Below are 24,816 nucleotides of genomic sequence, written 5' to 3'. Positions count from 1 at the left end.
GTCGCCCGAAGCCGGGGCGCGGTCAAGGCCCGAGGCTGGCGCGCAGCGCCTCCTGCCAGCGGGCAAGGCGCGCGGCGTTCACGCCCAGATCGGACTGGCCGAAGCGCGATCGCGAAAACGCCGCCCAGGTCGCGCCATCGTCCTTCGGCAAGGCCTTGATCGAGATGTAGTCCGGAAAGCCCCAGAGCGCGGAGCGCTGGACATAGGTCATCCACAACTCGTCCGGGCTGCCCGCGATGCGCCGGGTGCGCGGCTCGGCGAGCGCAAGGTCGTCGATTGCGCGCGCCAGCGCCTCGGGCGTCACGTCATAGGCCGGCGCGGTCCGGTCGCCGCCCTCGGGCCGGACGAGGATCGCGTTCGGCGTGGCGGGCTTTTCGGCGGTCAGCGGGTCGACATGCCAGACGCCCGGATCGTCCGCGACCTTGCGGAAATAGACCGCCCCCGCTGCCGAGGCGAGCAGCAGGATGACGACGAGATACATGAGGATTTTCATTGGCCTGCTCCGTTATCTTCACGTTTTTTCCAGCCCCAGAGACAGATCAGTTCGACCGCGACATGGGCCCCCGCAACCGCGGTGATGCCCGCCGGATCGAAGGGCGGCGAGACCTCGACAACATCGCCGCCAACCATGTTCAGGCCCGCGAGCCCGCGCAGCATCGCCGCGGCCTGCGCGCTGGTCAGCCCGCCCCAGACCGGCGTGCCGGTGCCCGGCGCGAAGGCCGGGTCCAGCGCGTCGATGTCGAAACTGACATAGGCGCGCGCGTCGCCCACCACCTGACGGATGCGGGCCACGGTCGCGGCGGGGCCATGTTCATGGACAAAGGGCGCATCCAGAACCGTGATGCCCATCGGGTCGGGATTGTCGGTGCGGATGCCCACCTGCACCGACCGCGCGGGGTCGATCAGCCCCTCGCGCACCGCCTTGCGGAACATCGTGCCATGGTCGATCCGCTGCGGCCCGCCATCGTCCCAGGTATCGGAATGGGCGTCGAACTGGACCAGCGCCAGCGGCCCGTGGCGGGCGGCATGCGCGCGCAGGATCGGAAGCGAGATCGAATGATCGCCCCCCAGCGCGATGCAGGCGGCGCCCGCGTCGAGAATGCCCGCGACATGGGCCTGAAGCACCGCCGGGAACTCGGCCACGGTCGCATAATCGAAGGCCAGATCGCCGTAATCGACGATATCGAACGCCTCCAGCGGGTTGAAGCCCCAGCCATAGGGCGCGTCGCAGGCCTGAAGCGCGCTGGCCTCGCGGATCGCGCGCGGCCCCAGCCGCGTGCCGGGCCGGTTGGTCACCGCCTGGTCGAAGGGGATGCCGGTCACCGCCAGATCGACGCCCGTCAGATCCTTGGTCAGCGTGCGCCTGAGAAACGAGGTCACGCCGCCAAAGGCGTTTTCATAGGACAGCCCCCGGTGCCCCTGCCGCGTGATCGCGGTGTCCACCTGGTCCTTCGCGTCTTCAAGTGCCATGTCGCCTCCGTTCGGGCGCCACGATACCGCTGCGTGCGCCGCTTGCCAGCCCTGCCTTTACATCCGGGCGCGCATTTGCCCAACTCCCTGCGCGCGCCCAGCAGGAGAATTTCCATGACCCCCGACGAGTCCGACGCCCTGGTTCACGACCCGCACGGCGGCATGCCCCGGCTGATCGAGATCATGCGCCGGTTGCGCGACCCCCAAACCGGCTGCCCCTGGGATATCGAGCAGGATTTCGCCAGCATCGCGCCCTACACGATCGAAGAGGCCTACGAGGTCGCCGACGCCATCGCGCGCGAGGCCTGGGGCGAGCTGGAGGGCGAATTGGGCGATCTGCTGTTGCAGACGGTCTATCACACCCAGATGGGGGCTGAGGCGGGGCTGTTCGACTTCGAGTCCGTGGCCAATGCGATCGCCGACAAGATGGTGGCGCGCCATCCGCATGTCTTCGGCGAGGAAAGCCGCGAGAAGTCGGCCGAACAGCAGACCCGCGACTGGGAGGCGATCAAGGCGGCCGAGCGGGCGCGGAAGGCCGCGCACGGGGTGCTGGACGACGTGGCGCTGGCCCTGCCCGCGCTGACCCGGGCGGTCAAACTGCAGAAGCGCGCCGCGCGGGTGGGATTCGACTGGCCCGAGATCGGCCAGGTGGTCGACAAGATCGTCGAGGAGGCGCAGGAACTGGCCGAAGCGCGGGCGACGATGACGCGCGCCGAAGTGGTCGAGGAATTCGGCGACATGCTGTTCGCCATCGCCAACCTCGCCCGACACCTGGACATCGACCCCGAAGAGGCGCTGCGCGCGACCAACGCCAAGTTCACGCGCCGTTTCAGGGCGGTGGAGGCTGCTCTTGAGGCACGCGGCAAGCGGCCCGAGGACTCGGACCTCGCCGAGATGGACGCGCTCTGGGAGGCGGCGAAGGCGGCCGAGCGCCGGGCCGCCAAAATATCCGACTGAAAGAATCGTGTATTGACCCGAGTGATTTTGTCAGCTTTCCTTCCCCCGGACACGCAACCCACGGACAGGAAAACCCCATGACCTTGCGCACCGCATTGCTCGCGACCGCCGCCGTCGCCACGCTGGCCCCGGCCGCCCAGGCCGACGTGAACATCTATTCCTATCGCCAGCCCGAACTGATCCAGCCGCTGCTGGACGCCTTCACCGCGGAAACCGGCATCAAGACCAATGTCGCCTTCCTCGACAAGGGGCTTGTCGAGCGGCTGCAGGCCGAGGGCGACCGCAGCCCCGCCGACATCATCCTGACCGTCGACATCTCGCGCCTGGCCGAGGCGGTCGAGGCCGGCGTGACCCAGCCCGTCGACAGCGCGGTGCTGCAGGAGAACATCCCCGCCGCCCTGCGCGATCCCGGCAACCAGTGGTTCGGCGTGACCACGCGCGCGCGGATCGTCTATGCCGCGAAGGACCGCGTCGATCCCGCCGAGGTCACGACCTACGAGGACCTTGCCGATCCGAAATGGAAGGGCCGCATCTGCACCCGCTCGGGCACGCATGCCTACAACCTCGCGCTGGTTTCGGCGGTGATCGAGCACCACGGCGAAGCGGCTGCGAAGACCTGGATCGAGGGGGTCAAGGCCAACCTCGCGCGCAAGCCGCAGGGCAACGACCGCGCGCAGGTCAAGGCGATCTGGGCGGGCGAGTGTGACATCAGCCTCGGCAACACCTATTACATGGGCCAGATGCTGGCCGATGCGGAACAGAAGGCCTGGGCCGAGTCCGTCAACGTGCTGTTCCCGAAATTCGAGGGCGGCGGCACCCATGTCAACGTGTCCGGCGTGGCGATGACCAGGGCCGCCCCGAACCGCGACGAGGCGCTGAAGTTCATGGAATTCCTCGCCTCGCCCGGGGCGCAGGAAATCTATGCCGAGGTGAACAACGAATACCCGGTCGCGCCGGGGGCCAAGGCGTCGGACCTGGTCGCAAGCTGGGGCGACCTGACCCCGGACAACGTGAACCTGATGGACCTTGCCGGGCATCGCGCCACCGCGCTGCGCCTGATGGAAGAGGTCGATTTCGACGGCTGATCCTCCGCCAGGCCGTCCGCCGCGGTTCCCCGTCCGGGTCGGGACCGCGGCAGCGGCGCGGGCGCTTTACATCCCTGCGCGCCCGCGCCAGTCTCCGCGCCGATTGCCGCCCGGAGACACCCATGCCCCGCAAGATCATCATCGACACCGATCCCGGCCAGGACGACGCGGTTGCGATCCTGCTGGCGCTGGCCAGCCCCGACGAGCTGGACGTGCTGGGCATCACCGCGGTCGCGGGCAACGTGCCGCTGGCGCTGACCCAGAAGAACGCGCGCATCGTCTGCGAACTGGCGGGTCGGACGGACGTGCCGGTCTTTGCGGGCTGCGACCGGCCGCTGAAACGCACGCTGGTCACCGCCGAGCATGTCCATGGCAAGACCGGCCTCGACGGGCCCGCCCTGCCCGACCCCGTGATGCCCCTGCAGGACACCCACGCGGTCGAGTTCATCGTCGAGACGCTGCGCCGCGAACCGGCGGAAAGCGTCACGCTCTGCCCTCTGGGGCCCTTGACGAACATCGCGACCGCGATGCGGACGGCGCCCGAGATCGTGCCGCGGATCGCGGGGATCGTGCTGATGGGCGGGGCCTATTTCGAGGTCGGCAACATCACCCCGGCCGCCGAGTTCAACATCCATGTCGACCCCGAAGCCGCTGAAATCGTGTTCGGATCGGGCGTACCGCTGACGGTGATGCCGCTCGACGTCACGCACAAGGCGCTGGTGACGCAAGCGCGGAACGCGGCGTTCCGGGGGCTCGGTACGCGGGTGGGCCAGGCGGTCGCCGAGATGACCGATTTCTTCGAGCGCTTCGACAAGGCCAAGTATGGCAGCGCGGGCGCGCCGCTGCACGACCCCTGCGTCACCGCCTGGCTGCTGCGCCCGGACCTGTTCTCGGGGCGGCACATCAATGTCGAGATCGAGACCGAGGGGCGGTTCACCGCAGGCATGACCGTCGCGGACTGGTGGGGCGTGACCGGCAAGGCGCCCAACGCGATGTTCATGGGCGATCTGGACGCCGAGGGCTTCTTCGCGCTGCTGACCGAGCGGCTGGCGCGGCTGTGACGCGCGCAGGATCCTTGATGAGGATTCTGCCAGCAGCTTTGTGAAAACTCCTTTTGCCGCCCTACATCCACGCCATGGACCTGACGCTGCCCTTCGACAATTCCTACGCCCGCCTGCCCGACCGGTTCTACAGCCGCCAGGCCCCCGTGCCGGTGCGCGCCCCGCGGCTGGTCAAGCTGAACGAAACCCTCGCCCGCGACCTAGGGCTCGACCCCGCCGCGTTAAGCTCCGAGGCCGCTGTTGGGATGCTCTCCGGAAACGCGGTGCCCGAGGGCGCCGAGCCGCTGGCGCAGGCCTATGCGGGGCACCAGTTCGGGGGCTTCGTGCCGCAACTGGGCGACGGGCGGGCGATCCTGCTGGGCGAGGTGGTGGCCCCCGACGGGCGGCGGTTCGATCTGCAACTCAAGGGTGCGGGGCGCACGGCGTTCTCGCGGATGGGCGACGGGCGGGCCTGGCTGGGGCCGGTGCTGCGCGAATATGTCGTGTCCGAGGCGATGCATGCGCTGGGCGTGCCCACCACGCGGGCCCTGGCGGCGGTGACCACGGGCGAGGAGGTGATCCGCGAGGCGATCCTGCCCGGCGCAGTCCTGACCCGCGTGGCCGCCAGCCATATCCGCGTCGGCACCTTCCAGTTCTTCGCCGCCCGCCGCGACACCGAGGCGCTGCGGCTGCTGGCCGAGCATGCCATCGCGCGCCATTACCCCGAGGCCGAGGGGCCGCTCGACCTGTTGCGCGGGGTCATCGCTGCGCAGGCCCGGCTGGTGGCGCAGTGGATGGGGGTGGGGTTCATCCACGGCGTGATGAACACCGACAACACCGCGATCTCGGGCGAGACCATCGACTATGGCCCCTGTGCCTTCATGGATGGCTATCACCCCGATACCGTGTTCAGTTCCATCGACGTCTACGGACGCTATGCCTATGCCCGCCAGGCCGATATCGCGGCCTGGAACCTGGCGCAGTTCGCCTCGACCCTGCTGCCGCTGATCGACGCCGACGAGGACACCGCCATTGCGCGGGCGACCGAGGCGATCGGGGAGTTCCCCGGGCTGTTTCGCGAGGCCTGGCTGGCGGTGTTCCGGCCCAAGATCGGGCTTGCCACCGCAGAGGACGGTGATGCCGGGCTGATCCACCGTCTGCTGGACCTGATGGCGGCCGAACGGGCGGATTTCACCAACACCTTCCGCTGGCTGGCAGAGGACGCACCCGGCGCCGGGCTGCGCGACCGGGCGGGGTTCGAGGCCTGGGCCGAGGCGTGGCGCGACCGGCGGGCGCGCGAACCTGTGCCGGGCTCGGTCCAGGCCGAGCGGATGCGCGCGGCGAACCCGGCCGTGATCCCGCGCAATCACCGGGTCGAGCAGGCGATCGCCGCCGCGGTCGAGGGCGATTTCGGACCGTTCGAAACCCTTGTGAAGATCACCGCGCAGCCCTTCGACCTGGCGGCGGACCATGCCGCCTTCAGCGCCCCGCCCGCCCCCGGCGAAGAGGTGCGTCAGACGTTCTGCGGCACCTGAGCGCGGGCGGGGCGGTTGATCAGCACGATCCCCGCGGCGACCAGCACCAGCGCGCCCAGGACGGATGGGCCGACATGCTCGCCCAGCAGGGCCCAGCCCAGCGCCACCCCGAAGACCGGGGTCAGGAAGCTGAAGCTGGCCACTCCGGAGGCCGGATAGCGCGACAGCAGCCAGAGCCACGAGACAAAACCGAAGCTGACGATCACCACGATCTGGAAGCCGAGCCCCCAGAGGTGAACCGGTGCAAGCTCGCGCACCGGCGGCCCGAACAGCGGCGACAGCGCCAACAGGATCGGGGCCGACACCGTCACCTGCCAGAACAGCTGCATCTCGGGCGCCACGCGGTTCAGGGGCGTCGCCCGGGCGCAGAGTGCGATCCCCGCCCAGCCGAACGCCGCGCCCAGCGCGCAGAGATCGCCCGCCAGGCTGGCCTGACCGCCCGGCCCGCCGCGGTCGACGATCGCCCAGGCGACGCCCGCAAAGGCCAGTGCAAGGCCCAGCGCCTTGCGCCGCGTGATCCGTTCACCCGGCAGCAGGACATGCCCCGCCAGCGCCAGCCAGACCGGCATCGAGTAGAAGATGACCGAGGTGCGGGTGACCGTCGTCAGGTCGAGGGCGAGGAACAGGAAGACGAACTCGACCGAGAACACGGCCCCGATCAGCAGACCGGCCCAGACCGTGCCGGGCGCGATCCGGGGCGGGCGGCCGCGGGCCGTCATCCAGAGGCCAAGCACCAGCACCGCCCCCGCCGAGCGCAATCCGGCCCAGAACACCGGCTGCAACCCCTCGTTCACGACCTTGATGACCACCTGGTTGAAGCCCAGCAGCCCCGAAAAGGCGATCAGCGCCGCCACGCCGAAGGCGTCGATATGGTCCTTGCGCTCCATTGGGCTTTCTCGGTTCGGGCGGCGCCACCCTTTGCCGCCGCGCGGGACGTGTCAAGCCGCGCGATCGGGGCGCGCTCGGACGCGGACCGGACACGCGGCGGGGCTGGAATCCGGCCGGGCCACGGGGTAAACCGAAGCCGCGAACCAGGGGGCGCCATGTCCGATACGATCCTGTCCCGCTGCGAGGCCAAGGGCCTGCGCATGACCGACCAGCGCCGGGTGATCGCGCGGGTGCTGGACGACAGCGACGACCACCCCGACGTCGAGGCGCTCTATGCACGCGCCAGCGCGGTCGACCCGAAGATCTCGATCGCGACGGTCTACCGCACGGTCAAGCTGTTCGAGGAGGCGGGGCTTCTGGAAAAGCACGAGTTCGGCGACGGGCGCGCCCGCTACGAGGATGCCGAGCGCGATCACCACGACCACCTGATCGACATGAATTCCGGCGCGGTGATCGAATTCTGCGACCCCGAGATCGAGGCCCTGCAGGAGCGGATCGCGGCAAAGCTGGGCTATCGGCTGAAGGGCCACCGGCTGGAGCTTTACGGCGTACCGGTCAAGAAGGGGTGAGCCCCCTTCCCTGCGCCGCGCGGGCGGGGTAAGGCGAGGCAGACACCCCCGACCGGATTCCCCCGATGGACAACCTGCGCGGCATCGCGCTGATGGTGGCCGCGATGGCCGCCTTCGCGCTGGAAGACATGTTCGTGAAAAGCGCCGCGGCGACGCTGCCGGTCGGCCAGATCCTCGCGATGCTGGGCGCGGGCGGCGCGCTGGTCTTCGGCGCCATGGCGTTGGCCCGCGGGCAGCGGCTGTGGTCGCGGGCGCTGCTGACCCGGCCGGTCCTGCTGCGCAACCTGGGCGAGGTGCTGGGCACGCTGGGCTTCGTCTACGCCATCGCGCTGACGCCGCTGTCCACGGCCTCGGCGATCCTGCAGGCGACGCCGCTGGTGGTGACGCTGGGCGCGGCGCTGTTCCTCGGCGCACAGGTCGGCTGGCGGCGGTGGAGCGCGATCCTGGTGGGCCTTGGCGGGGTGCTGCTGATCATCCGGCCGGGGATGGAGGGCTTCCAGCCCGCCTCGCTGTTCGCGGTGCTGGGCGTGTTCGGGCTGGCGCTGCGCGACCTGGCCACGCGTGCGACGCCCCGCACAGTCAGTTCGCTGCAATTGTCCGCCTACGGGTTCGCGATGCTGGTACCGCTGGGGATCCTGCTGATGGCGCTGGAGCGGGGGCCGGTGGCGCTGGACGGGCCGCTGGCCGGGCTGATGGCGGGCGCGCTGGTGATGGGGATCGGCGGCTACTACGCCATCGTCGAGGCGATGCGGGTGGGCGAGGTCGCGGTGGTGACCCCGTTCCGCTACACCCGGCTTGTCTTTGCGCTGGGGATCGGGGTGCTGGCGTTCGGCGAGCGGCCCGACGCGGCGACGCTGTGGGGCGCCGCGATCATCATCGCCTCGGGACTTTACACGCTGTGGCGGGAACGCGCCCTTTCCAAGTCCCGCGCCCGGCGCTAGAACGCGCGCAGGTTTGCATCTGCAGCAAGGGAAGGACGCCCGTCCATGAGCACGATCATCGACATCATCGGCCGCGAGATCCTCGACAGCCGGGGCAATCCCACCGTCGAGGTGGACGTGATCCTCGAGGACGGCACGATGGGCCGGGCCGCGGTGCCCTCGGGCGCCTCGACCGGCGCGCATGAGGCGGTGGAACGGCGCGACGGCGACAAGGCGCGCTACCTCGGCAAGGGCGTGCTGGAGGCGGTGGCCGCCGTCAATGGCGAGATCGCCGAGGAACTGGTGGGCATGGATGCGACCGAACAGGTCGCCATCGACGCCGCAATGATTGAACTCGACGGGACCGAGAACAAGGGGCGCCTGGGCGCCAACGCGATCCTCGGCGTGTCGCTGGCGGTGGCCAAGGCCGCGGCCGATTTCACCACCCAGCCGCTGTTCCGCTATGTGGGCGGCACCTCGGCGCGCACGCTGCCGGTGCCGATGATGAACATCATCAACGGCGGCGAGCACGCCGACAACCCGATCGACATCCAGGAATTCATGATCATGCCGGTGAGCGCCGGCAATATCCGCGACGCGGTGCGCATGGGGTCCGAGGTATTCCACACGCTCAAGAAGGAGCTGTCGGCGGCCGGCCACAATACCGGGATCGGCGACGAGGGCGGCTTTGCGCCGAACCTGTCGTCCACCCGCGAGGCGCTGGATTTCATCCTGAAGAGCATCGAGAAGGCGGGCTATGCGCCGGGGCAGGACATCTACCTCGCGCTCGACTGCGCCTCGACCGAGTATTTCAAGGGCGGAAAGTACGAGATGGCGGGCGAGGGCCTGTCGCTGACGGCCGCCGAGAACGTGGATTACCTGGCCAAGCTCTGCGCCGACTACCCGATCATCTCGATCGAGGATGGCTGCGCCGAAGACGACTGGGAGGGCTGGAAACTGCTGACCGAGGCACTGGGGGCCAAGGTGCAGCTGGTGGGCGACGACCTGTTCGTGACCAACCCGAAGCGGCTGGCCGAGGGGATCGCGGCGGGCGTTGCGAACTCGATGCTGGTCAAGGTCAACCAGATCGGCACGCTGACCGAGACGCTGGCGGCGGTCGATATGGCGCACCGGGCGCGCTATACCAACGTGATGTCGCACCGCTCGGGCGAGACCGAGGACGCCACCATCGCCGATCTTGCCGTGGCGACGAACTGCGGCCAGATCAAGACCGGCTCGCTGTCGCGCTCGGACCGGCTGGCGAAATACAACCAGTTGATCCGGATCGAGGAAATGCTGGGTGAGACGGCGGTCTATGCGGGCCGGTCGATCCTGAAGTGACCGTTGATCCGGACGCGCCCGCCCTTCCCCGGGACGGGCGCGCCCTTCCCTTCAGACCGGCAGCCGGTAGACGCCGTAGGCACATTCCCCGCTGGTGAGCGCGGTGATCAGCGCGCGCCCATCCGCGGTGGGACGGCCTTCTTCGTCGATCCAGCCGCGGCTGAGCGCGGCCTGTTCCAGCCGCTCGCTTGCCTGCCCCATGCAGAACCGCGTGAAGCCGAGGATGCGCGAGGCGATATCCTCGGCGCTGAGGGGTGGTGCGATCTCTGCCGCTTCGCCCGTCCCCGTAGACTGCTCTTTTTCGGTGTCCATCTCTGCTGTCCCTTTGCGCCGCCCTGCCCCCGCACGGATTCCGGGCCACCCGCCTGTCCAGACGCGGCTTGCCCGAAATGCTGCGACGCAGCAACAGAGTCGGCCGATTACTCTGCGTTGCAGCATTTTACGTCTCCCAAATGTCACTTTTGATGACCGAAACGTGGCGACTTGCGCTTTTTTTCGGCGGATCTGATATGTTTCCAGTTAGCGCCGCGATAGCTGGACTGGACCGATGACCGCAGACGAGATCATCGCGACACTGGGACTGACCCCCCATCCCGAAGGCGGCTGGTATCGCGAAACCTGGCGCGCGGCGGCCGAGGACGGTGCGCGGCCTGCGGGCACCGCCATCTACTATCTGCTGGCCGAGGGGCAGCAAAGCCACTGGCACCGGGTCGATGCCGCCGAGATCTGGCATTTCCACGCGGGTGCACCGCTGGAACTCTGCCTCGCCGAAACCGCCGCCGGTCCGGCCATGGCCCATCGTCTCGGGCCCGACCTCGCCCGGGGCGAGCGTCCGCAGATCGTGGTGCCTGCCCATCACTGGCAGGCCGCCTGCCCGCTGGGGGCCTGGACGCTGGTCGGCTGCACGGTCAGCCCGGGGTTCACCTTCCAAGGCTTCGAGATGGCACCCGAGGGGTTCGACATCCCCCGCGCGACGGGCTGAGGTTCAGCCGGCCCGCGGTGGCCGGCTGACAATCCCGCCGCCCACCGCCGCCCCGACCCCCGTGGTCGAGGGGCAGGAGGTCGGCAGGCCACGGGCAACACGCACCGCCAGGTAACCGAAGGCCTGCGCCTCAAGCATGTCGCCATCAAGCCCGACGGCCTCGACCGGGTCCACGGGCAACCCGGTGCGCGCGGCCAGCATTTCCATCAACACGGGATTCCGCCGCCCGCCGCCGGTGACCAGCAGCCGCCCGGGCGGCGTCGGGCAATGATCCAGCCCGGCCGCAACCGCGGCTGCCGCGGCCGCGGTCAGCGTGGCGGCCGCATCGGCGTCGGACAGCCCCGCGACCTGCGCGCCGAGCGTTCCAAAATCGTTCCGGTCAAGCGACTTGGGCGGCATCCGCCGGAAATGCGGATGGGCGAGGAAGGCGGCGATCACACCCTCGTCCACCTGTCCCCCGGCCGCCAGCGCCCCGTCGCGGTCGCAGTCCTGTCCAAGCCGCGCCCGCATCAGATCGTCGATGGGCGCGTTCGCGGGGCCGGTGTCGAAGGCCAGCAGCGCGCCGGGCGCCTCGGGGCGGTCGCGCGCAGGATCAATCCAGGTCAGGTTCCCCACCCCGCCCAGATTGACAAAGGCCAGTGGCGCCCGTGCCCCGATCCATTTCGCACAGGCAAAGTGGAAGAACGGGGCCAGCGGCGCCCCCTGCCCGCCCAGCCGGATGTCGGCCGACCGGAAATCCCACACGACGGGCAAACCCAGCACCTCGGTCAGCACCCGGCCGGATCCCGCCTGATGCGTACCCCGCCCGCCCGGATCATGGGCCAGAGTCTGGCCGTGGAAGCCGGCAATCCCGACATCGCGGAACCGGGCCATCACCTCGGCATGGGCGGCCTCGACCACCTCGGCCGCCGCCTCGACCCCGGGCTCTCCGGGCCAGCGGCCCAACGCGGCGGCCAGCACCGCGCGTTCCTCGTCCGTATAGGGGCGATAGGCGGTCTCGCCGAAGCGGTGGATCGTTTCGCCATCGGTCACCAGAACGGCGGCATCCACCCCGTCAAGCGACGTGCCAGACATCGTGCCCAGCGCCCGGACCGGCCCCGGTTTCAACATGGCCTTTCCCTTCTGCGGCCTGCCCGATATATCACTGGCCAAAACCACCCCCAGGGACAAGAGGCGATGACCTACCACCCGAAATCGGATTTCCTGCGCGTGATGATCGAGCGCGGCTACATGGCCGACTGCACCGATTACCAGGGCCTCGACGAGGCGCTGAGCCGGGGGGTGGTGTCCGCCTATATCGGCTATGACGCGACGGCGGCCTCGCTGCATGTGGGGCATCTGCTGAACATCATGATGCTGCGCTGGCTTCAGAAGGCCGGCCACCGGCCGATCACGCTGATGGGCGGCGGGACGACCAAGGTGGGCGATCCCTCGTTCCGGTCGGACGAACGCCCGCTGCTGACGCCGGCGCAGATCGACGCCAACATCGCGGGGGTAAAGCAGGTCTTCGGCAAGTACCTCGACTATGGCGAGGGTCCGACCGATGCGCTGATGCTGAACAACGCGGAATGGCTGGATGACCTGAACTATCTGGAGTTCCTGCGCGATATCGGGCGGCATTTCTCGGTCAACCGGATGCTGTCCTTCGAAAGCGTGAAATCCCGGCTGGACCGGGAACAGTCGCTGTCGTTTCTCGAATTCAACTACATGATCCTGCAGGCCTATGACTTCCTGGAACTGAACCGCCGCTATGGCTGCCGGTTGCAGATGGGGGGCTCGGACCAATGGGGCAACATTGTCAACGGCATCGACCTGACGCGGCGTATTCTCGACAACGAGGTGTTCGGGCTGACCTCGCCGCTGCTGACCACCGCAGACGGCACGAAGATGGGCAAGACGGCGGGCGGCGCGGTGTGGCTGAACGCCGAAATGCGTTCGCCTTACGAGTTCTGGCAGTTCTGGCGCAACAGCGCGGATGCGGATGTGGGGCGGTTCCTCAAGCTTTTCAGCGAATTGCCGGTCGAAGAATGTAACCGCCTGGGCGCGCTGGAAGGGGCCGAGATCAACGAGGCCAAGATCGTGCTGGCGAATGAGGTGACTGCCCTTTGCCACGGCGCCGAGGCGGCGGCAGCGGCAGAGGCCACCGCGCGCGAGGTGTTCGAAAAGGGCGGCGTTGGCGAGGATCTGCCCACCGTGACCCTCAGCCGGGGCGATATCGGCGAGGGGATCGCCAATACCGCCATCTTCGTGGCGGCGGGGCTCGCCGCATCGGGCAAGGAGGCCAAGCGCCTGGTGGCCGAGGGCGGCGCCCGGATCAACGACGAGATCGTGTCCGAGGTGCGCCTGATGACCGCCGACGAGATCGCGCCGGGCCTCAAGCTGTCGGCCGGCAAGAAGCGCCACGCTCTGGTGCGGCTTGCGGGTTGAGCGACTGCGCCAGGGATATCGGCGGCGGCCCACGGGCCCCCGCCCCGGTCCCTAGAGCGGCCAGAACACCGGGATCAGCGCCGAGGCCAGCAGCCCGACGCTCAGGTTCAGCGGAATCCCCACCCGCAGGAAATCGGTGAACCGATATCCGCCGGGGCCGTAGACCATCATGTTGGTCTGATAGCCGATCGGCGTGGCAAAACTGGCCGAGGCGGCGATCATCACCGCCACCACCAGCGGCCGCGGATCGACCCCCAGCGCCTGCCCCAGCCCGATCGCGATGGGCGTCACCACCACCGCCACCGCGTTGTTCGACACCAGTTCCGTCAGGACCGAGGTCAGCAGGTAGATCGCCCAGACGATCAGGAAGGGCGGAAGACCGGCCATCCAGGGCGCCGCGCCCTCGACGATCAGCCGGACCGCGCCCGAGCTTTCCAGCGCCGCCCCCACCGCCAGCATCGAGAAGATCAGCGCCAGAAGCCTTCCGTCGACGAAGGAGAATGCCTCTTCGGCGTCGATGCAGCGGGTCAGCAGCACCACCGCGACCGCAAGGATCGACAGCATCAGGATCGGTGCGACGCCGAAGGCGGCAAGCCCCACGATCCCGAACAGCGCCACGATGGCAATCGGCGCATGCGCCCGCCGATAGGCCCGCCCCGCGGGGTGCGAGATGTCGACCAGCCCCTGTTCGTCGGCCAGCCGCTTGATGTCGCCCGGCGCCCCCTCCAGCAGCAGCGTGTCGCCGACCTTGACCACCAGATCGTCCAGCTGGCGGCCGATATTCTGGTTCCGCCGGTGCGCCGCCAGCACGTAGACCCCGTATTTCCGCCTCAGCCGCAGATCGCCCAGCCGCTGGCCCACCATCTTGCAGCCGGGCGAGATCAGCACCTCGACCGTCTGTGTCTCGACTGCCGAAAGCTGGTCGACACGCCTGAGCGACTTGTTGCGCTGCAGCGACAGCAGTTCCGTCACCTGGGTGCGCAGCACCACCCGGTCGCCGACCTGCAAGCTTACGCCCTGCAGGTTGCGGCGAAGCGACTCGTTGCCGCGGATCACGTCGATCAGCCGGACGCCCTCGCGCTTGAACAGTTGCACCCCCAGCACCTCGCGGCCGACGAGGTTGCTTTCGGGCGGGATCACCGCCTCGGTAAAGAACTTCATCCGCGACTTGTCGGACAGAAGGTCCGCCATGCTGTCGCGGTTGGGCAGGAGGCGGCGACCGAAGAGCCAGAGATAGAGCATGCCCCAACCGACGAGGATGACCGCGAGCGGCGTGATCTCGAAGATGGTGAAGGGCGCCAGCCCCAGGCCACGGGCCACACCGTCCACCAGCAGGTTGGTCGAGGTGCCGATCAGTGTCAGCGTGCCCCCCAGGATCGCACCGTAGGACAGCGGAATCAGCAGCTTGGAGGCCGAGACCCCCAGGCTGCGGGCCAGCTGCACGAAGACCGGGATCATCACCACCACGACGGGCGTGTTCGACACGAAGGCGGACGCGCCCACCACGAAGGCCATCAGCGCCGCGATCGCGGCCCTCGGCTTGCGCTGGACGTTGCGCTCGGCCGCCTGCGTTACCCAGTCGAGCGCACCGGTCCTGACCAGCGCCCCCATCACCAGGAACATCGCCGCGATGGTCCAGGGCGCGGGGTTCGACAGCACCGCAAGCGCGGCCTCGTAGGGCAGGATGCCGGTGACCAGCATCACCGTGGCGCCCGCAATGGCGATCACCTCGGCGGGATAGCTTTCGCGCACGAACAGAACGAACATCGCGGCCACGACGGCAAGCGACAGGATCGCCATGCCGGTTTCGGAAAGGGGAAGCGCGATCATCCAGAGCCCTTTTGCGGCGTCACCGCACATGTTTAGCGGCAGGCGCCGCCGGAACAAGCGCGGAGTCAGCGCGCGGCTGCACCAGGGCGAGGCCCGCCAGCATCACGCCCATGGCCGCCCAGACCCAGCCGGAATAGCTCTCGCCCAGCAGCGCCACCGACCACAGCACGCCGAACCCGGTGACCAGATAGGCCGCCTGCGCGGCAAAGACCGCGCCCGCGCGGGCCACCAGCCAGACATAGGCCCCGTAGATCGTGGTATCGACCGCCGAAGAGGCGAAGACCGCAAGATCAGCCATGCCCCAGGGCGGCGCCGGCGTGATCCATTGCCCCGTCACAAGGGCAAGCCCCGCTGCAACCGGCAGCCCGACAAGCGAGGCACCCAGCACGACCGCCAGCGGGTCCAGCCCCGGCACGACGGCGCGCGCCATGTAATTGCCCTCGACCCCGTAGACCAGGGGCGCGACCAGGGCCAGCAGCACGAAGCCCAGCATCGCCCGGTCGGGCAGCGCCGCCTCGGGACCGACGATCATCGCGACACCGGCCAGGCCCAGGACAAGCCCGGCAAGCCGCCCGGGCCCAAGCCGCTCGTCACCCAGCGCCAGCGCGATGGCGAAGGCGAACATCGGCACCGAGGACAGGAGGATCGTCACGAGACCCGCGGGCAACTGCTCGACCGCCCGGTAGGTGGCCGCGTTGGGAAACAGCGTGCCCAGCGCCGCAAGCGCCGCGTAGACCCGCAGATGCGGGCGGCCCAGCGGCAGGCGCTGGCGCCGCACCGCCTGCACCGGCCACAGGATCGCGGCGCCGATGACAAGCTGCCAGAAGATGATGCCGAAGGGCCGGTAGCCCCCCTCGACCGCGAGCTTGACCAGCGGCGTCGTCAGCCCCCAGCCCGCCCCCACCAGAAGGAGCGTCGCGGCCGGCAGCCAGCGCGGCCGGGGTATCATGGCCCCGACTGCTCCAGCCGCCCGCCCTGGCGGACCATGGCGATGCGCGTGGCGCGGCCCGTGCGGTCGTCGGTCTCGACATAGACGCCGGAAACCGTTGCCTCGCCCAGCGCCGGACTGAAGCGCGCCTTGGCCATGCCGGTGATGAAGCGGCGCATCGGCTCGGCCTTGTCCATGCCGATGACCGAATCGTAATCGCCGCACATGCCCGCATCCGACAGGTAGCCGGTGCCCCCCGGCAGGATCTGCGCGTCCGCCGTCGGCACATGGGTATGGGTACCGACGACAAGGCTGGCGCGGGTGTCGCAGAAATGGCCCATCGCCATCTTTTCCGACGTCGCCTCGCAGTGCATGTCGACGATCGCGGCTTGCGCCAGACCGCCCAGAGGGTGCGTCTTCAATACCGGCTCGATCGCCGAGAACGGATCGTCGAAGGGCCGCTTCATGAAGACCTGGCCCAGCACCTGCGCCACCAGGACCTTGCGCCCGCCCGCGGCTTCGAACAGGCGCGCACCCTTGCCCGGTGCCCCCTTGGCATAGTTCAGCGGGCGCAGGATGCGCGGCTCCTGCTCGATGAAGGTCAACATGTCCTTCTGGTCGAAGGCATGGTCGCCCAGCGTCAGGCAATCCGCGCCCGCGTCCAGCAGCACCCGCGCATGGGCCGGGGTCAACCCGGCGCCCGAGCTTGCATTCTCGCCGTTGACAACGACGAAATCGAGCCGCCACTCGGCCCGCAGCGCGGGCAGCCGTGCGATCACCGCGTCACGGCCGGCCCGGCCCATGACGTCTCCGAGGAACAAGAGTTTCATGGGATCCAGCCCTAGGCCGCGGCGGGTCCAAGGGCAAGACGTCACGGGTGGCGGGGCGCACACGTCCCGCCCGGATCACGGGATGGCGTCCCGGGCCAGCGCGTTTTGCGGCACGGCGCGGGGGTGGGGGGTGGGAAATCCCTCGCCTTGGCGCGGCCAGTCTGCTACCATTTTGTTTAACGTTAAACTACTTGCAGCGCAGGGGAGGCGCCGCCCGATGGCCACGCGAAGAACATCCGCGAAAACCGCCTCGACATCAAACACTTCCAAGGACGAACTTCTCGGCTTTTACCGCGAGATGCTGCTGATCCGGCGATTCGAGGAAAAGGCCGGCCAGCTTTACGGCATGGGCCTGATCGGCGGGTTCTGTCATCTCTACATCGGCCAGGAGGCGGTGGTGGTCGGGCTTGAGGCCGCCGCCGAGGAGGGCGACAAGCGCGTCACCTCCTATCGCGACCACGGCCACATGCTGGCCTGCGGGATGGACCCCAAGGGCGTGATGGCCGAACTGACCGGGCGCGAGGGTGGCTATTCCAAGGGCAAGGGCGGCTCGATGCACATGTTCTCGAAGGAGCGCCATTTCTACGGCGGCCACGGGATCGTCGGCGCCCAGGTTCCGATCGGGGCGGGGCTGGCCTTCGCCGACAAGTATCTCGGCAACGGCCGCGTGACGTTTGCCTATTTCGGCGATGGCGCGGCAAACCAGGGCCAGGTCTACGAGACCTACAACATGGCCCAGCTCTGGGAACTGCCGGTGATCTTCGTGATCGAGAACAACCAGTACGCGATGGGCACCGCGGTCAAGCGGTCCACCAAATCGCCGAACCTCTGGGAACGCGGCGCGGCCTATGGCATCGCGGGCGAGGAGGTCGACGGGATGGACGTGCTGGCGGTCAAGGCGGCTGGTGAAAAGGCCGTCGCCCACTGCCGTGCGGGCAAGGGCCCCTACATCCTGGAAGTGATGACCTACCGCTACCGCGGCCACTCGATGTCGGACCCCGCGAAATACCGCTCGCGCGAGGAGGTGCAGAAGATCCGCGAGGAACGCGACGCCATCGAGCATGTGCGCGAGCTGATCCTGCAGGGCAAGCACGCGACCGAGGACGAGCTGAAGGCCGTCGACAAGGAAATCAAGGACATCGTGAACGAGGCCGCCGAGTTCGCCAAGGAAAGCCCCGAACCCGCGGTGGACGAGCTTTACACCGACATCTACGCCGAACTGGCGCCGCAGAACGCCTGAGGGGGACAGACATGGCAACCGAAATCCTGATGCCCGCCCTCTCGCCCACGATGGAAGAGGGCACGCTGGCCAAGTGGCTGGTCAAGGAGGGCGACAAGGTCGCCGCCGGTGACATCCTGGCCGAGATCGAGACCGACAAGGCAACGATGGAATTCGAGGCGGCGGATGACGGCATCCTCGACCGCATCCTCGTGGCCGCGGGCACCGACGGGGTCAAGGTGAACACCCCCATCGCCGTGCTGGTGGCCGAGGGCGAGGAAGTGACCCCCGCCCCGGTCCACGCCGCCCCCGGCGCTCCGGCCCCCAAGGCCCCCGCCACGGCGCAGCCGCATGTGACCGGGCACCTGGTCAGGCACGCCCCCGAGATCCCCGAGGGCACGGCGATGAAGTCGACCACCGTCCGCGAGGCCCTGCGCGATGCCATGGCCGAGGAGATGCGGCGCGACGATACCGTGTTCCTGATGGGCGAGGAGGTGGCCGAGTACCAGGGCGCCTACAAGATCAGCCAGGGGCTGCTGGACGAGTTCGGCGCGAAACGGGTGATCGACACGCCGATCACCGAGCACGGCTTTGCCGGGCTCGGGGTGGGCGCGGCCTTCGGCGGGCTGCGCCCCGTCGTCGAGTTCATGACCTTCAACTTCGCGATGCAGGCGATGGACCAGATCGTCAATTCGGCCGCCAAGACGCTTTACATGTCCGGCGGCCAGATGGGCTGCCCGATCGTGTTCCGCGGGCCGAACGGCGCGGCGGCGCGGGTGGCCGCCCAGCACAGCCAGGACTATGCCGCGTGGTACGCCCATATTCCGGGGCTCAAGGTGGTCCAGCCCTATTCCGCGGCCGATGCCAAGGGATTGCTGAAAACCGCGATCCGCGACCCCAACCCTGTGATCTTCCTGGAAAACGAGATCCTCTACGGCCGGTCCTTCGACGTGCCGGTGATGGAGGATTTCACCGTTCCCTTCGGCAAGGCCCGCATCTGGCGCGAGGGTTCGGACGTGACCATCGTCAGCTTCGGCATCGGCATGACCTATGCGCTCGAGGCCGCCGAGGCGCTGCACAAGGAGGGGATCGAGGCCGAGGTGATCGACCTGCGCACCCTGCGCCCGCTGGACACCGCCACCGTGATCGAGAGCGTGAAGAAGACCAACCGCTGCGTCACCGTCGAAGAGGGCTTCCCGGTCTGCTCGATCGGCAACCACATCTCGGCGGTGCTGATGCAACAGGCCTTCGACTGGCTCGATGCACCGGTGATCAACTGCACCGGCAAGGACGTGCCGATGCCCTACGCGGCGAACCTGGAAAAGCTCGCGCTGGTGACCACCAAAGAGGTCATCGAGGCTGTCCGCGCCGTCACCTATCGCTGAGGAGGTCAGGCATGCCCACGGAAATCCTGATGCCCGCGCTGTCCCCCACGATGGAGGAAGGCACGCTTGCCAAGTGGCTGGTGAAAGAGGGCGACACCGTTGCCGCAGGCGACCTGATCGCCGAGATCGAGACCGACAAGGCGACGATGGAGTTCGAGGCGGCGGATGACGGCACCATCGGCCGGATCCTCGTCCCCGCCCGCACCGACAATGTCAAGGTGAACACCCCCATCGCGATCCTGCTCGCCGAAGGCGAGAGCGCCTATGCAGCGGCAGCGGCCCCCGCGCCCGCCACGGCAAGGGCACCGGAGGCCCAGGGGGCCGACGCGGCCGGCAAGGCGGCCCCCGGCGGGGGCCCCGCACCGGCCGCCGCCCCGCCCGCGCCGACGACCGACAAGGGCGATCGCGTCTTCGCCTCGCCGCTCGCGCGCCGGATCGCCGCCGAAAGGGGGATCGACCTTGCAGGGCTCACGGGCTCGGGCCCCCGCGGGCGGATCGTCCGGGCGGATGTCGAAACCGCAGAGCCCGGAACCGCCGCGAAACCCGCCGCCGCTCCGGCCACCGAGACCGCCGCTCCCGCCCCCGCGCCCATGGTCGCCGGTCCCGACGCACAGGCCGTGGCCCGGCTCTATGCCGACCGCCCGCATGAAGAGATCGCGCTGGACGGGATGCGCAAGACCATCGCCGCGCGGCTGGTGCAAGCCAAGCAGACCATTCCGCATTTCTACCTGCGCCGCGACATCCGGATCGACGACCTGCTTGCCTTCCGGTCGCAGCTCAACCGGCAATTGGAACCGCGCGGCGTCAAGCTCAGCGTCAACGATTTCATCATCAAGGCCTGTGCGCTGGCCCTTCAGCAGGTGCCCGCCGCCAATGCGGTCTGGGCGGGCGACCGCATCCTGCAATTGAAACCCTCGGACGTGGCCGTCGCCGTCGCCATCGAGGGCGGGCTGTTCACCCCGGTGCTCAGGGACGCCGAGACCAAGACGCTCTCGGCCTTGTCGGCCGAGATGAAGGACCTCGCCGCGCGCGCCCGTGACCGCAAGCTTGCGCCCCAGGACTACCAGGGCGGCAGCTTCGCGATCTCGAATCTCGGCATGTTCGGCATCGACAATTTCGACGCGGTCATCAACCCGCCCCACGGCGCGATCCTCGCTGTCGGCGCGGGGGTCCGCAAACCCGTCGTCACCGATGCGGGCGGGATCGAGGCTGCCACGGTGATGTCGGTGACCCTCAGCGTCGACCACCGCGTGATCGACGGCGCGCTCGGGGCCGAGCTTCTGCAGGCGATCAAGGACAATCTCGAGAACCCGATGGCCATGCTCGCCTGAGCCAGTCCAGACGCAAGCTGTCCTGCGAGGGCCGGCGCAAACCCCGCACGCGCGGGACCGTTCCGCACGGCGCGCGTCCCCCCGAGTCTAGCCCTGCAACGCGGCCCACATCTCGCGGTCGCGCTCGGCCGTCCAGATCCGGGGCGTGTCGATCCCGCGCGCCTCGTCATGGGCACGGGCGACATTGAAGGGCAGGCAATGCTCGTAGATCGCATAGTCCGCGAATTTCGGATCACATTCCGCGCGCACCGCGTCCCACGCCTCTTTCAGAGTGCCGCCACGGGCCGCGACCCGGGCCGCCGGGCGAAAGGTGCTGTCGAGGAAGTCGCGCGTGGACTCGATGGCGCGGCTCACCATCGCCTCGCCCGCCAGCGCCGCACCGCGGCCCGGCCCGATGGCCACGGGCCGGAACGCGGCGATCGCATCCAGCGTCCGCCCCCAGTCGCGGAAATGCCCGTCGCCGCAATAGCAGGCAGAGCGGTCTTCCACGATGTCGCCGGTGAACATCACCTCGGAATCGGGCACCCACACCACCGCATCGCCCGCCGTATGCGCCCGGCCCAGATGCAGGATGTCGACCCGCCGGCGGCCCAGCCAGACGCTCAGGCGGTCGGAGAACGTGGTGGTGGGCCAGGTCAGACCCGGGATAGCCTCGTGCCCAGCGAAGAGCCTTGGAAAGCGGGCGAACTCGCTCGCCCAGTCCTCCTGCCCGCGCTCGGCCACCATGGCGCGCGCCGCCTCGGACATGATGACCTCGCGCGCGCCATAGGCCGAGGCCCCCAGCACGCGCACCGCGTGGTAATGGGTCAGCACCAGGTGGGTGATCGGCTTGTCGGTCACCTTGCGGATCTCGGCGATGACCTTGCCGGCCAGGCGCGGCGTCGCCTGCGCCTCGATCACCATCACCGCATCGTCGCCGATGATGACACCGGAATTCGGATCGCCCTCGGCGGTGAAGGCCCAGATCCCCCGCCCGATCTCGGTGAAACTGACCGTCTTTTCGGCCAGATCCCCCTGGCTTGCGAATACCCTGGTCATGCCGTTCATCCCCCCTGTCTTTCGCGCCGCCATGCAGGCGGCCTGATGGCTCCGGCAAACCGCTGGACGGCACGCCGCCCGCGTGCTTCGCTTGCCCCATGACGCAACGCAGTCTGCCATACTGGATCACCGCGGGCATCCTTTTCGGAGGCGTCGTCTGGCTGCTGCTGGCCGGGCGCGAACCGATCTGCCCCTGCGGCCATGTCAAGCTCTGGCACGGCGAGACGATGAGCGCCGAGAATTCCCAGCACATCGCCGACTGGTACACGCCGTCGCATCTGATCCACGGCATCCTGTTCTACGCCGGGCTCGGGCTGGCCCTGCCGCGGCTCGGCCCTGGCTGGCGCCTTGCGCTTGCCACGCTGATCGAGGTCGCGTGGGAGATCGTCGAGAATTCCGACACGGTCATTGAACGCTACCGCGCCGTCACGATCAGCCTCGACTATTACGGCGACAGCGTGCTGAATTCCTTTTGCGACATGCTGGCCATGGTCGCGGGCTTTTACCTTGCGCGCGTGATCCCTGTCTGGGCAAGCGTCGCGCTGGTTCTGGGCTTCGAGATCCTGACCGCGATCGTGATCCGCGACGGGCTCGCGCTGAACGTTCTGATGCTGCTCTGGCCGCTCGAAGCGGTCCGTGTCTGGCAGGCCGGCGGCTGAGATCATCGCCCCGCCCCGAACGGATCGGCACGCGCCGGCAGCACGCGGCCCGCGCAATCGCCAAAGCCGACCCGGCAGCCCTCGGCCAGGCCCCGAGACAGTGCCGGATCCGATCAGGTCGCCCACCCGCAGCAGCGCCGGATCGCCGCCCTCGGCCAGAAGCTCGGTCGGCGGTGCGCGCAGCGCCGACCACACCGCCGGTCCCCGTGCCATCACCGCGGTCCAGCCCGGTGGCGCCGCGCCCAGCGACACGACTTCATAGGGCAGGTTCTCCAGCAGAAAATCGGTTCCGGGATCGTTCGCCGATGCCAGCCAGTGTGCCCGTCGCGCCATGGCGCCTCCGATCCGATGTGCCGTGCGGGGCACCATCCGTCCGCGCCCGGACGCGCACGGCTGTCCGTCCCGATCAGGCGGCGCGCCCGATCCCGCGAACCGGGGGGCCGTCGAGGCCGCGGCCCCTACGAGAATTCCAAACTGGTTAATGCCGTCCCGGGCGGACGCTGACGTGTTCGATGCGGCGCTGTTGCCGGACTGGCAGCCCACCTGACGACGACGCCTGACGAGCCCTGATATCTTTTTAATTCCAATGTACTGAGTCGAAGTTCCAACGCGCACCGCCCGCCCTGTCCTGCCCCTGCCATCCCGCCCCGACAGCAGTCCCCTCCCCGCCTGACCCGTCCCCGGCGCCGCGGTCACGCCATGCCGGGGACGATCCCGTTAAGCCCACGGTAGGAGATTCGCCCTACTCCTCAGGATATCTGCGCCCGTGGTCCGCGGCGCTGACCCGATCAAGGAAAGGTACACCATGGTCCGTTCGGTTACGAAACTCACAGCCCTTCTCGCCGTCGTCGCGGCCTCCGGCGCCAATGCCGGCGATTACGACACCCAGATGGCCGCCTATCTCGAAAGCTCGGTTCGCAGCTGGGCGACCTCCCCCGTCATCATCGACGCGGTCCTCGCCGGGAACGCGCAGAACGGCGGCTACGACCAAGCCAAGATCGACGAGCTCGATACCGCATGGCGCGCCCAGGTCGGCAGCGGCAGCGCCCCGCTCATCGAGCCGGTGATCACCGGCCCCGTCGCCGACTACCTGCGCGAGCAGATGGCGGCCACCGGAGGCCAGATCACGGAAATCATCCTCATGGATGCCAAGGGCCTCAACGTGGCTGCCTCCGACGTCACCTCGGATTACTGGCAGGGCGACGAGGAGAAACACTCGATGACCTTCGTCGTGGGTCCGGATGCGGTGCATTTCGGCGAGATCGAGTTCGACGAGTCAAGCCAGCGCTACCAGGCACAGATCTCGTTCACGATCACCGACCCCGCCAGCGGCGCACCGATCGGCGCGATGACGGTGGGCGTCGACGGCGAAGCCTTCATGTAAGCCGTCCGGAACAGGAGACGACCGATGCAAGGTTCTACGGGAACGACAGGGCTGGGCCGCGTCAGCGGCTCGGTCTTCATCAAGGGCGCAGGCCTCGTCGCGGCAACGGCCATTCTGGTTGCTGCGATGGTGCTGACCGCTTCCACGCGCAGCGCCTACGAGATCGTTCACGACCATCTCGCCGACCTCATGTCCGAGGTTTCGGTGTCCTATGCCGGGAACCTTGCCGGTCACCTCAAGTTCGCCAAGCTCGACGCGGTCGAGGAACAGCTTGGCCTCTACACCGAACGCGCGGGGGAGCATTTCGTCCAGGCGGGCGTCTGGAACGTCGCGGGCGAACGGATCGTGAAATCCGGCAGCGCGTCCGCAGAACATGCCGCGACAATGGCCGATCTGGCCCGGCGCGCGCTGGAGACCGGCGAGATCGCGATCGACCGGAAGAACCTGATCCTCGCCGCGCCGGTTCTCTATGGCAATGGCACGACGGTCGGGGCACTTGGCGCTGTCTGGACGTCGGACGGGTTGATGACCGAAATCATCGTGAACTCGGCCGTCGACATGGCGATTGCCGGGGTGTTCTTCCTTGTCCTGATCGGGATCGCGACCCTGCTGTTGCGGCGCATGATCGGCATACCGCTGCAACGCGTCAGCACCGCGATGGCGCAGGTCGCGGACGGCGCCTATGACGCCGAGATCCCGATGACCGGCAATCGCGACGAGATCGGGCTGATCGCCCGCAGCCTCGATTCGCTGCGCCTGCGGCTGCAGGACGCGGCGGCGGCCGAGGCCGGACGCGAACAGGCCCGCGCGGAACAGGCGCATGCTGTCGAACGGCTGGGCCGCGGGTTGATGTCGCTCGCCGCAGGCGATCTCACGCACAGCCTCGACGAGACATTCGCAAGCGATTACGAGCAGTTGCGGCATGATTTCAACGCGACGGTATCGACGCTGAACGAGATGCTGGCGTCGATTGCGGAGAACGCGACCGAGATCCACGC

Annotated in this window: 24 protein-coding genes; 15 read left to right on the top strand and 9 right to left on the bottom strand. The window is 68.6% G+C overall.

The features are described 5' to 3' along the window. Nucleotides 1–22: 22 nt before the first annotated feature. Together EV655_RS11900 and speB are read right to left on the bottom strand one after the other, a co-directional pair. A complete protein-coding gene (locus tag EV655_RS11900; RefSeq protein WP_132545114.1) occupies nt 23–493 on the bottom strand; it encodes a DUF1499 domain-containing protein in 471 nt (156 codons plus the stop codon). Further along, entirely contained in the window at nt 490–1,470 is a 981-nt protein-coding gene (speB, locus tag EV655_RS11895; protein WP_132545112.1) for an agmatinase, read from the bottom strand. Before speB ends, EV655_RS11900 begins: the two co-directional genes overlap by 4 nt. A 114-nt stretch (nt 1,471–1,584) precedes the next feature. Between speB and mazG the strand changes: the two genes are divergently transcribed. From mazG to EV655_RS11875, 4 genes are all read left to right on the top strand, one after another. After that, nucleotides 1,585–2,427 carry a nucleoside triphosphate pyrophosphohydrolase gene (gene mazG, locus EV655_RS11890; RefSeq protein ID WP_132545110.1) on the top strand — a complete coding sequence of 281 codons (843 nt, stop codon included), beginning with the start codon at nt 1,585–1,587 and terminating at the stop codon, nt 2,425–2,427. 77 nt (nt 2,428–2,504) lie between these two features. After that, a complete protein-coding gene (locus EV655_RS11885; protein WP_132545108.1) occupies nt 2,505–3,512 on the top strand; it encodes a Fe(3+) ABC transporter substrate-binding protein in 1,008 nt (335 codons plus the stop codon). A 122-nt stretch (nt 3,513–3,634) separates the two neighbouring features. Further along, on the top strand, nt 3,635–4,573 hold the full coding sequence (locus EV655_RS11880) for a nucleoside hydrolase (protein ID WP_132545106.1): 939 nt from the start codon (nt 3,635–3,637) through the stop codon (nt 4,571–4,573). A 74-nt stretch (nt 4,574–4,647) separates the two neighbouring features. Then, nucleotides 4,648–6,087 (top strand): protein adenylyltransferase SelO, encoded by a 1,440-nt coding sequence (locus EV655_RS11875; protein WP_132545104.1) that lies wholly within the window; start codon nt 4,648–4,650, stop codon nt 6,085–6,087. On the opposite strand, the gene EV655_RS11870 is transcribed toward EV655_RS11875, so the two are convergent. Continuing rightward, nucleotides 6,066–6,974, bottom strand: a complete 909-nt coding sequence (locus EV655_RS11870; protein ID WP_132545102.1) for a DMT family transporter — start codon at nt 6,972–6,974, stop codon at nt 6,066–6,068. The genes EV655_RS11875 and EV655_RS11870 overlap by 22 nt on opposite strands. Nucleotides 6,975–7,130: 156 nt before the next feature. Between EV655_RS11870 and EV655_RS11865 the strand changes: the two genes are divergently transcribed. From EV655_RS11865 to eno, 3 genes are all read left to right on the top strand, one after another. Further along, the gene (locus EV655_RS11865) at nt 7,131–7,544 is read left to right on the top strand and encodes a Fur family transcriptional regulator (protein WP_132545100.1); all 414 of its coding nucleotides are present in this window, start codon (nt 7,131–7,133) and stop codon (nt 7,542–7,544) included. Between the two features lie 65 nt (nt 7,545–7,609). Beyond that, complete coding sequence (locus tag EV655_RS11860; RefSeq protein ID WP_132545098.1) at nt 7,610–8,485, top strand: DMT family transporter; 876 nt, start codon at nt 7,610–7,612, stop codon at nt 8,483–8,485. Between the two features lie 45 nt (nt 8,486–8,530). After that, nucleotides 8,531–9,805 (top strand): phosphopyruvate hydratase, encoded by a 1,275-nt coding sequence (eno, locus tag EV655_RS11855; protein ID WP_132545097.1) that lies wholly within the window; start codon nt 8,531–8,533, stop codon nt 9,803–9,805. 51 nt (nt 9,806–9,856) lie between these two features. Here the strand turns inward: eno and EV655_RS11850 are convergent, their stop codons facing one another. Beyond that, nucleotides 9,857–10,117 (bottom strand): hypothetical protein, encoded by a 261-nt coding sequence (locus EV655_RS11850; protein WP_132545095.1) that lies wholly within the window; start codon nt 10,115–10,117, stop codon nt 9,857–9,859. A gap of 235 nt (nt 10,118–10,352) precedes the next feature. On the opposite strand from EV655_RS11850, the gene EV655_RS11845 reads away from it, so the two are divergent. Then, nucleotides 10,353–10,787, top strand: coding sequence for a cupin domain-containing protein (locus EV655_RS11845; protein ID WP_132545093.1), 435 nt, complete (start codon nt 10,353–10,355; stop codon nt 10,785–10,787). 3 nt (nt 10,788–10,790) lie between these two features. Here EV655_RS11845 and EV655_RS11840 read toward each other — a convergent pair whose 3' ends face one another. Then, nucleotides 10,791–11,897 (bottom strand): anhydro-N-acetylmuramic acid kinase, encoded by a 1,107-nt coding sequence (locus tag EV655_RS11840; RefSeq protein WP_132545091.1) that lies wholly within the window; start codon nt 11,895–11,897, stop codon nt 10,791–10,793. Nucleotides 11,898–11,963: 66 nt separating this feature from the next. On the opposite strand from EV655_RS11840, the gene tyrS reads away from it, so the two are divergent. Continuing rightward, nucleotides 11,964–13,214: a tyrosine--tRNA ligase gene (tyrS, locus tag EV655_RS11835; protein WP_132545089.1), complete on the top strand. Its 1,251-nt coding sequence runs from the start codon at nt 11,964–11,966 to the stop codon at nt 13,212–13,214. Between the two features lie 51 nt (nt 13,215–13,265). Here tyrS and EV655_RS11830 read toward each other — a convergent pair whose 3' ends face one another. Genes EV655_RS11830 through EV655_RS11820 form a run of 3 tightly spaced genes read right to left on the bottom strand, consistent with a single transcriptional unit; the run spans nt 13,266 to nt 16,802 of the window. Beyond that, entirely contained in the window at nt 13,266–15,044 is a 1,779-nt protein-coding gene (locus EV655_RS11830; protein ID WP_132545087.1) for an SLC13 family permease, read from the bottom strand. A 19-nt stretch (nt 15,045–15,063) separates the two neighbouring features. Beyond that, nucleotides 15,064–15,993 carry a DMT family transporter gene (locus EV655_RS11825; protein WP_132545085.1) on the bottom strand — a complete coding sequence of 310 codons (930 nt, stop codon included), beginning with the start codon at nt 15,991–15,993 and terminating at the stop codon, nt 15,064–15,066. Then, the gene (locus tag EV655_RS11820) at nt 15,990–16,802 is read right to left on the bottom strand and encodes a TIGR00282 family metallophosphoesterase (protein WP_132545083.1); all 813 of its coding nucleotides are present in this window, start codon (nt 16,800–16,802) and stop codon (nt 15,990–15,992) included. The genes EV655_RS11825 and EV655_RS11820 overlap by 4 nt, the downstream gene beginning before the upstream one ends. A 217-nt stretch (nt 16,803–17,019) precedes the next feature. Between EV655_RS11820 and pdhA the strand changes: the two genes are divergently transcribed. The 3 genes from pdhA to EV655_RS11805 are packed head-to-tail and all read left to right on the top strand — an operon-like array spanning nt 17,020 to nt 20,737. After that, entirely contained in the window at nt 17,020–18,042 is a 1,023-nt protein-coding gene (pdhA, locus tag EV655_RS11815) for a pyruvate dehydrogenase (acetyl-transferring) E1 component subunit alpha (RefSeq protein ID WP_132545081.1), read from the top strand. A gap of 11 nt (nt 18,043–18,053) precedes the next feature. Further along, on the top strand, nt 18,054–19,406 hold the full coding sequence (locus tag EV655_RS11810) for a pyruvate dehydrogenase complex E1 component subunit beta (RefSeq protein WP_132545079.1): 1,353 nt from the start codon (nt 18,054–18,056) through the stop codon (nt 19,404–19,406). Nucleotides 19,407–19,417: 11 nt separating this feature from the next. Then, nucleotides 19,418–20,737 (top strand): pyruvate dehydrogenase complex dihydrolipoamide acetyltransferase, encoded by a 1,320-nt coding sequence (locus EV655_RS11805; protein WP_132545077.1) that lies wholly within the window; start codon nt 19,418–19,420, stop codon nt 20,735–20,737. 87 nt (nt 20,738–20,824) lie between these two features. On the opposite strand, the gene EV655_RS11800 is transcribed toward EV655_RS11805, so the two are convergent. Continuing rightward, complete coding sequence (locus EV655_RS11800) at nt 20,825–21,775, bottom strand: MBL fold metallo-hydrolase (protein WP_132545075.1); 951 nt, start codon at nt 21,773–21,775, stop codon at nt 20,825–20,827. A 98-nt stretch (nt 21,776–21,873) separates the two neighbouring features. On the opposite strand from EV655_RS11800, the gene EV655_RS11795 reads away from it, so the two are divergent. The 3 genes from EV655_RS11795 to EV655_RS11785 all read left to right on the top strand — a co-directional run. Continuing rightward, the gene (locus tag EV655_RS11795) at nt 21,874–22,434 is read left to right on the top strand and encodes a DUF2585 domain-containing protein (protein WP_132545073.1); all 561 of its coding nucleotides are present in this window, start codon (nt 21,874–21,876) and stop codon (nt 22,432–22,434) included. Nucleotides 22,435–23,239: 805 nt separating this feature from the next. After that, the gene (locus tag EV655_RS11790; protein ID WP_132545071.1) at nt 23,240–23,818 is read left to right on the top strand and encodes a hypothetical protein; all 579 of its coding nucleotides are present in this window, start codon (nt 23,240–23,242) and stop codon (nt 23,816–23,818) included. Between the two features lie 24 nt (nt 23,819–23,842). Next, nucleotides 23,843–24,816, top strand: a 974-nt coding sequence (locus tag EV655_RS11785; RefSeq protein WP_132545069.1) for a HAMP domain-containing protein, incomplete at its 3' end; no start/stop codon positions are given.

This window comes from Rhodovulum euryhalinum, assembly GCF_004342445.1.
GTDB classification, from domain to species: domain Bacteria; phylum Pseudomonadota; class Alphaproteobacteria; order Rhodobacterales; family Rhodobacteraceae; genus Rhodovulum; species Rhodovulum euryhalinum.
Note: the sequence above shows the minus strand (reverse complement) of the source record. Positions and strands in the feature narration are given on the sequence as shown.

What these genes read in the sequence shown, in the direction of transcription:
- EV655_RS11795 (WP_132545073.1), top strand. Translation starts at nt 21,874, where the DNA reads ATGACGCAACGCAGTCTGCCATACTGGATCACCGCGGGCATCCTTTTC.
- pdhA (WP_132545081.1), top strand. Translation starts at nt 17,020, where the DNA reads ATGGCCACGCGAAGAACATCCGCGAAAACCGCCTCGACATCAAACACT.
- EV655_RS11820 (WP_132545083.1), bottom strand. Translation starts at nt 16,802, where the DNA reads ATGAAACTCTTGTTCCTCGGAGACGTCATGGGCCGGGCCGGCCGTGAC.
- EV655_RS11790 (WP_132545071.1), top strand. Translation starts at nt 23,240, where the DNA reads ATGGTCCGTTCGGTTACGAAACTCACAGCCCTTCTCGCCGTCGTCGCG.
- EV655_RS11875 (WP_132545104.1), top strand. Translation starts at nt 4,648, where the DNA reads ATGGACCTGACGCTGCCCTTCGACAATTCCTACGCCCGCCTGCCCGAC.
- EV655_RS11840 (WP_132545091.1), bottom strand. Translation starts at nt 11,897, where the DNA reads ATGTTGAAACCGGGGCCGGTCCGGGCGCTGGGCACGATGTCTGGCACG.
- EV655_RS11850 (WP_132545095.1), bottom strand. Translation starts at nt 10,117, where the DNA reads ATGGACACCGAAAAAGAGCAGTCTACGGGGACGGGCGAAGCGGCAGAG.
- EV655_RS11860 (WP_132545098.1), top strand. Translation starts at nt 7,610, where the DNA reads ATGGACAACCTGCGCGGCATCGCGCTGATGGTGGCCGCGATGGCCGCC.
- EV655_RS11825 (WP_132545085.1), bottom strand. Translation starts at nt 15,993, where the DNA reads ATGATACCCCGGCCGCGCTGGCTGCCGGCCGCGACGCTCCTTCTGGTG.
- mazG (WP_132545110.1), top strand. Translation starts at nt 1,585, where the DNA reads ATGACCCCCGACGAGTCCGACGCCCTGGTTCACGACCCGCACGGCGGC.
- eno (WP_132545097.1), top strand. Translation starts at nt 8,531, where the DNA reads ATGAGCACGATCATCGACATCATCGGCCGCGAGATCCTCGACAGCCGG.
- EV655_RS11845 (WP_132545093.1), top strand. Translation starts at nt 10,353, where the DNA reads ATGACCGCAGACGAGATCATCGCGACACTGGGACTGACCCCCCATCCC.
- EV655_RS11800 (WP_132545075.1), bottom strand. Translation starts at nt 21,775, where the DNA reads ATGACCAGGGTATTCGCAAGCCAGGGGGATCTGGCCGAAAAGACGGTC.
- tyrS (WP_132545089.1), top strand. Translation starts at nt 11,964, where the DNA reads ATGACCTACCACCCGAAATCGGATTTCCTGCGCGTGATGATCGAGCGC.
- EV655_RS11880 (WP_132545106.1), top strand. Translation starts at nt 3,635, where the DNA reads ATGCCCCGCAAGATCATCATCGACACCGATCCCGGCCAGGACGACGCG.
- speB (WP_132545112.1), bottom strand. Translation starts at nt 1,470, where the DNA reads ATGGCACTTGAAGACGCGAAGGACCAGGTGGACACCGCGATCACGCGG.
- EV655_RS11865 (WP_132545100.1), top strand. Translation starts at nt 7,131, where the DNA reads ATGTCCGATACGATCCTGTCCCGCTGCGAGGCCAAGGGCCTGCGCATG.
- EV655_RS11870 (WP_132545102.1), bottom strand. Translation starts at nt 6,974, where the DNA reads ATGGAGCGCAAGGACCATATCGACGCCTTCGGCGTGGCGGCGCTGATC.
- EV655_RS11900 (WP_132545114.1), bottom strand. Translation starts at nt 493, where the DNA reads ATGAAAATCCTCATGTATCTCGTCGTCATCCTGCTGCTCGCCTCGGCA.
- EV655_RS11805 (WP_132545077.1), top strand. Translation starts at nt 19,418, where the DNA reads ATGCCCACGGAAATCCTGATGCCCGCGCTGTCCCCCACGATGGAGGAA.
- EV655_RS11885 (WP_132545108.1), top strand. Translation starts at nt 2,505, where the DNA reads ATGACCTTGCGCACCGCATTGCTCGCGACCGCCGCCGTCGCCACGCTG.
- EV655_RS11810 (WP_132545079.1), top strand. Translation starts at nt 18,054, where the DNA reads ATGGCAACCGAAATCCTGATGCCCGCCCTCTCGCCCACGATGGAAGAG.
- EV655_RS11830 (WP_132545087.1), bottom strand. Translation starts at nt 15,044, where the DNA reads ATGATCGCGCTTCCCCTTTCCGAAACCGGCATGGCGATCCTGTCGCTT.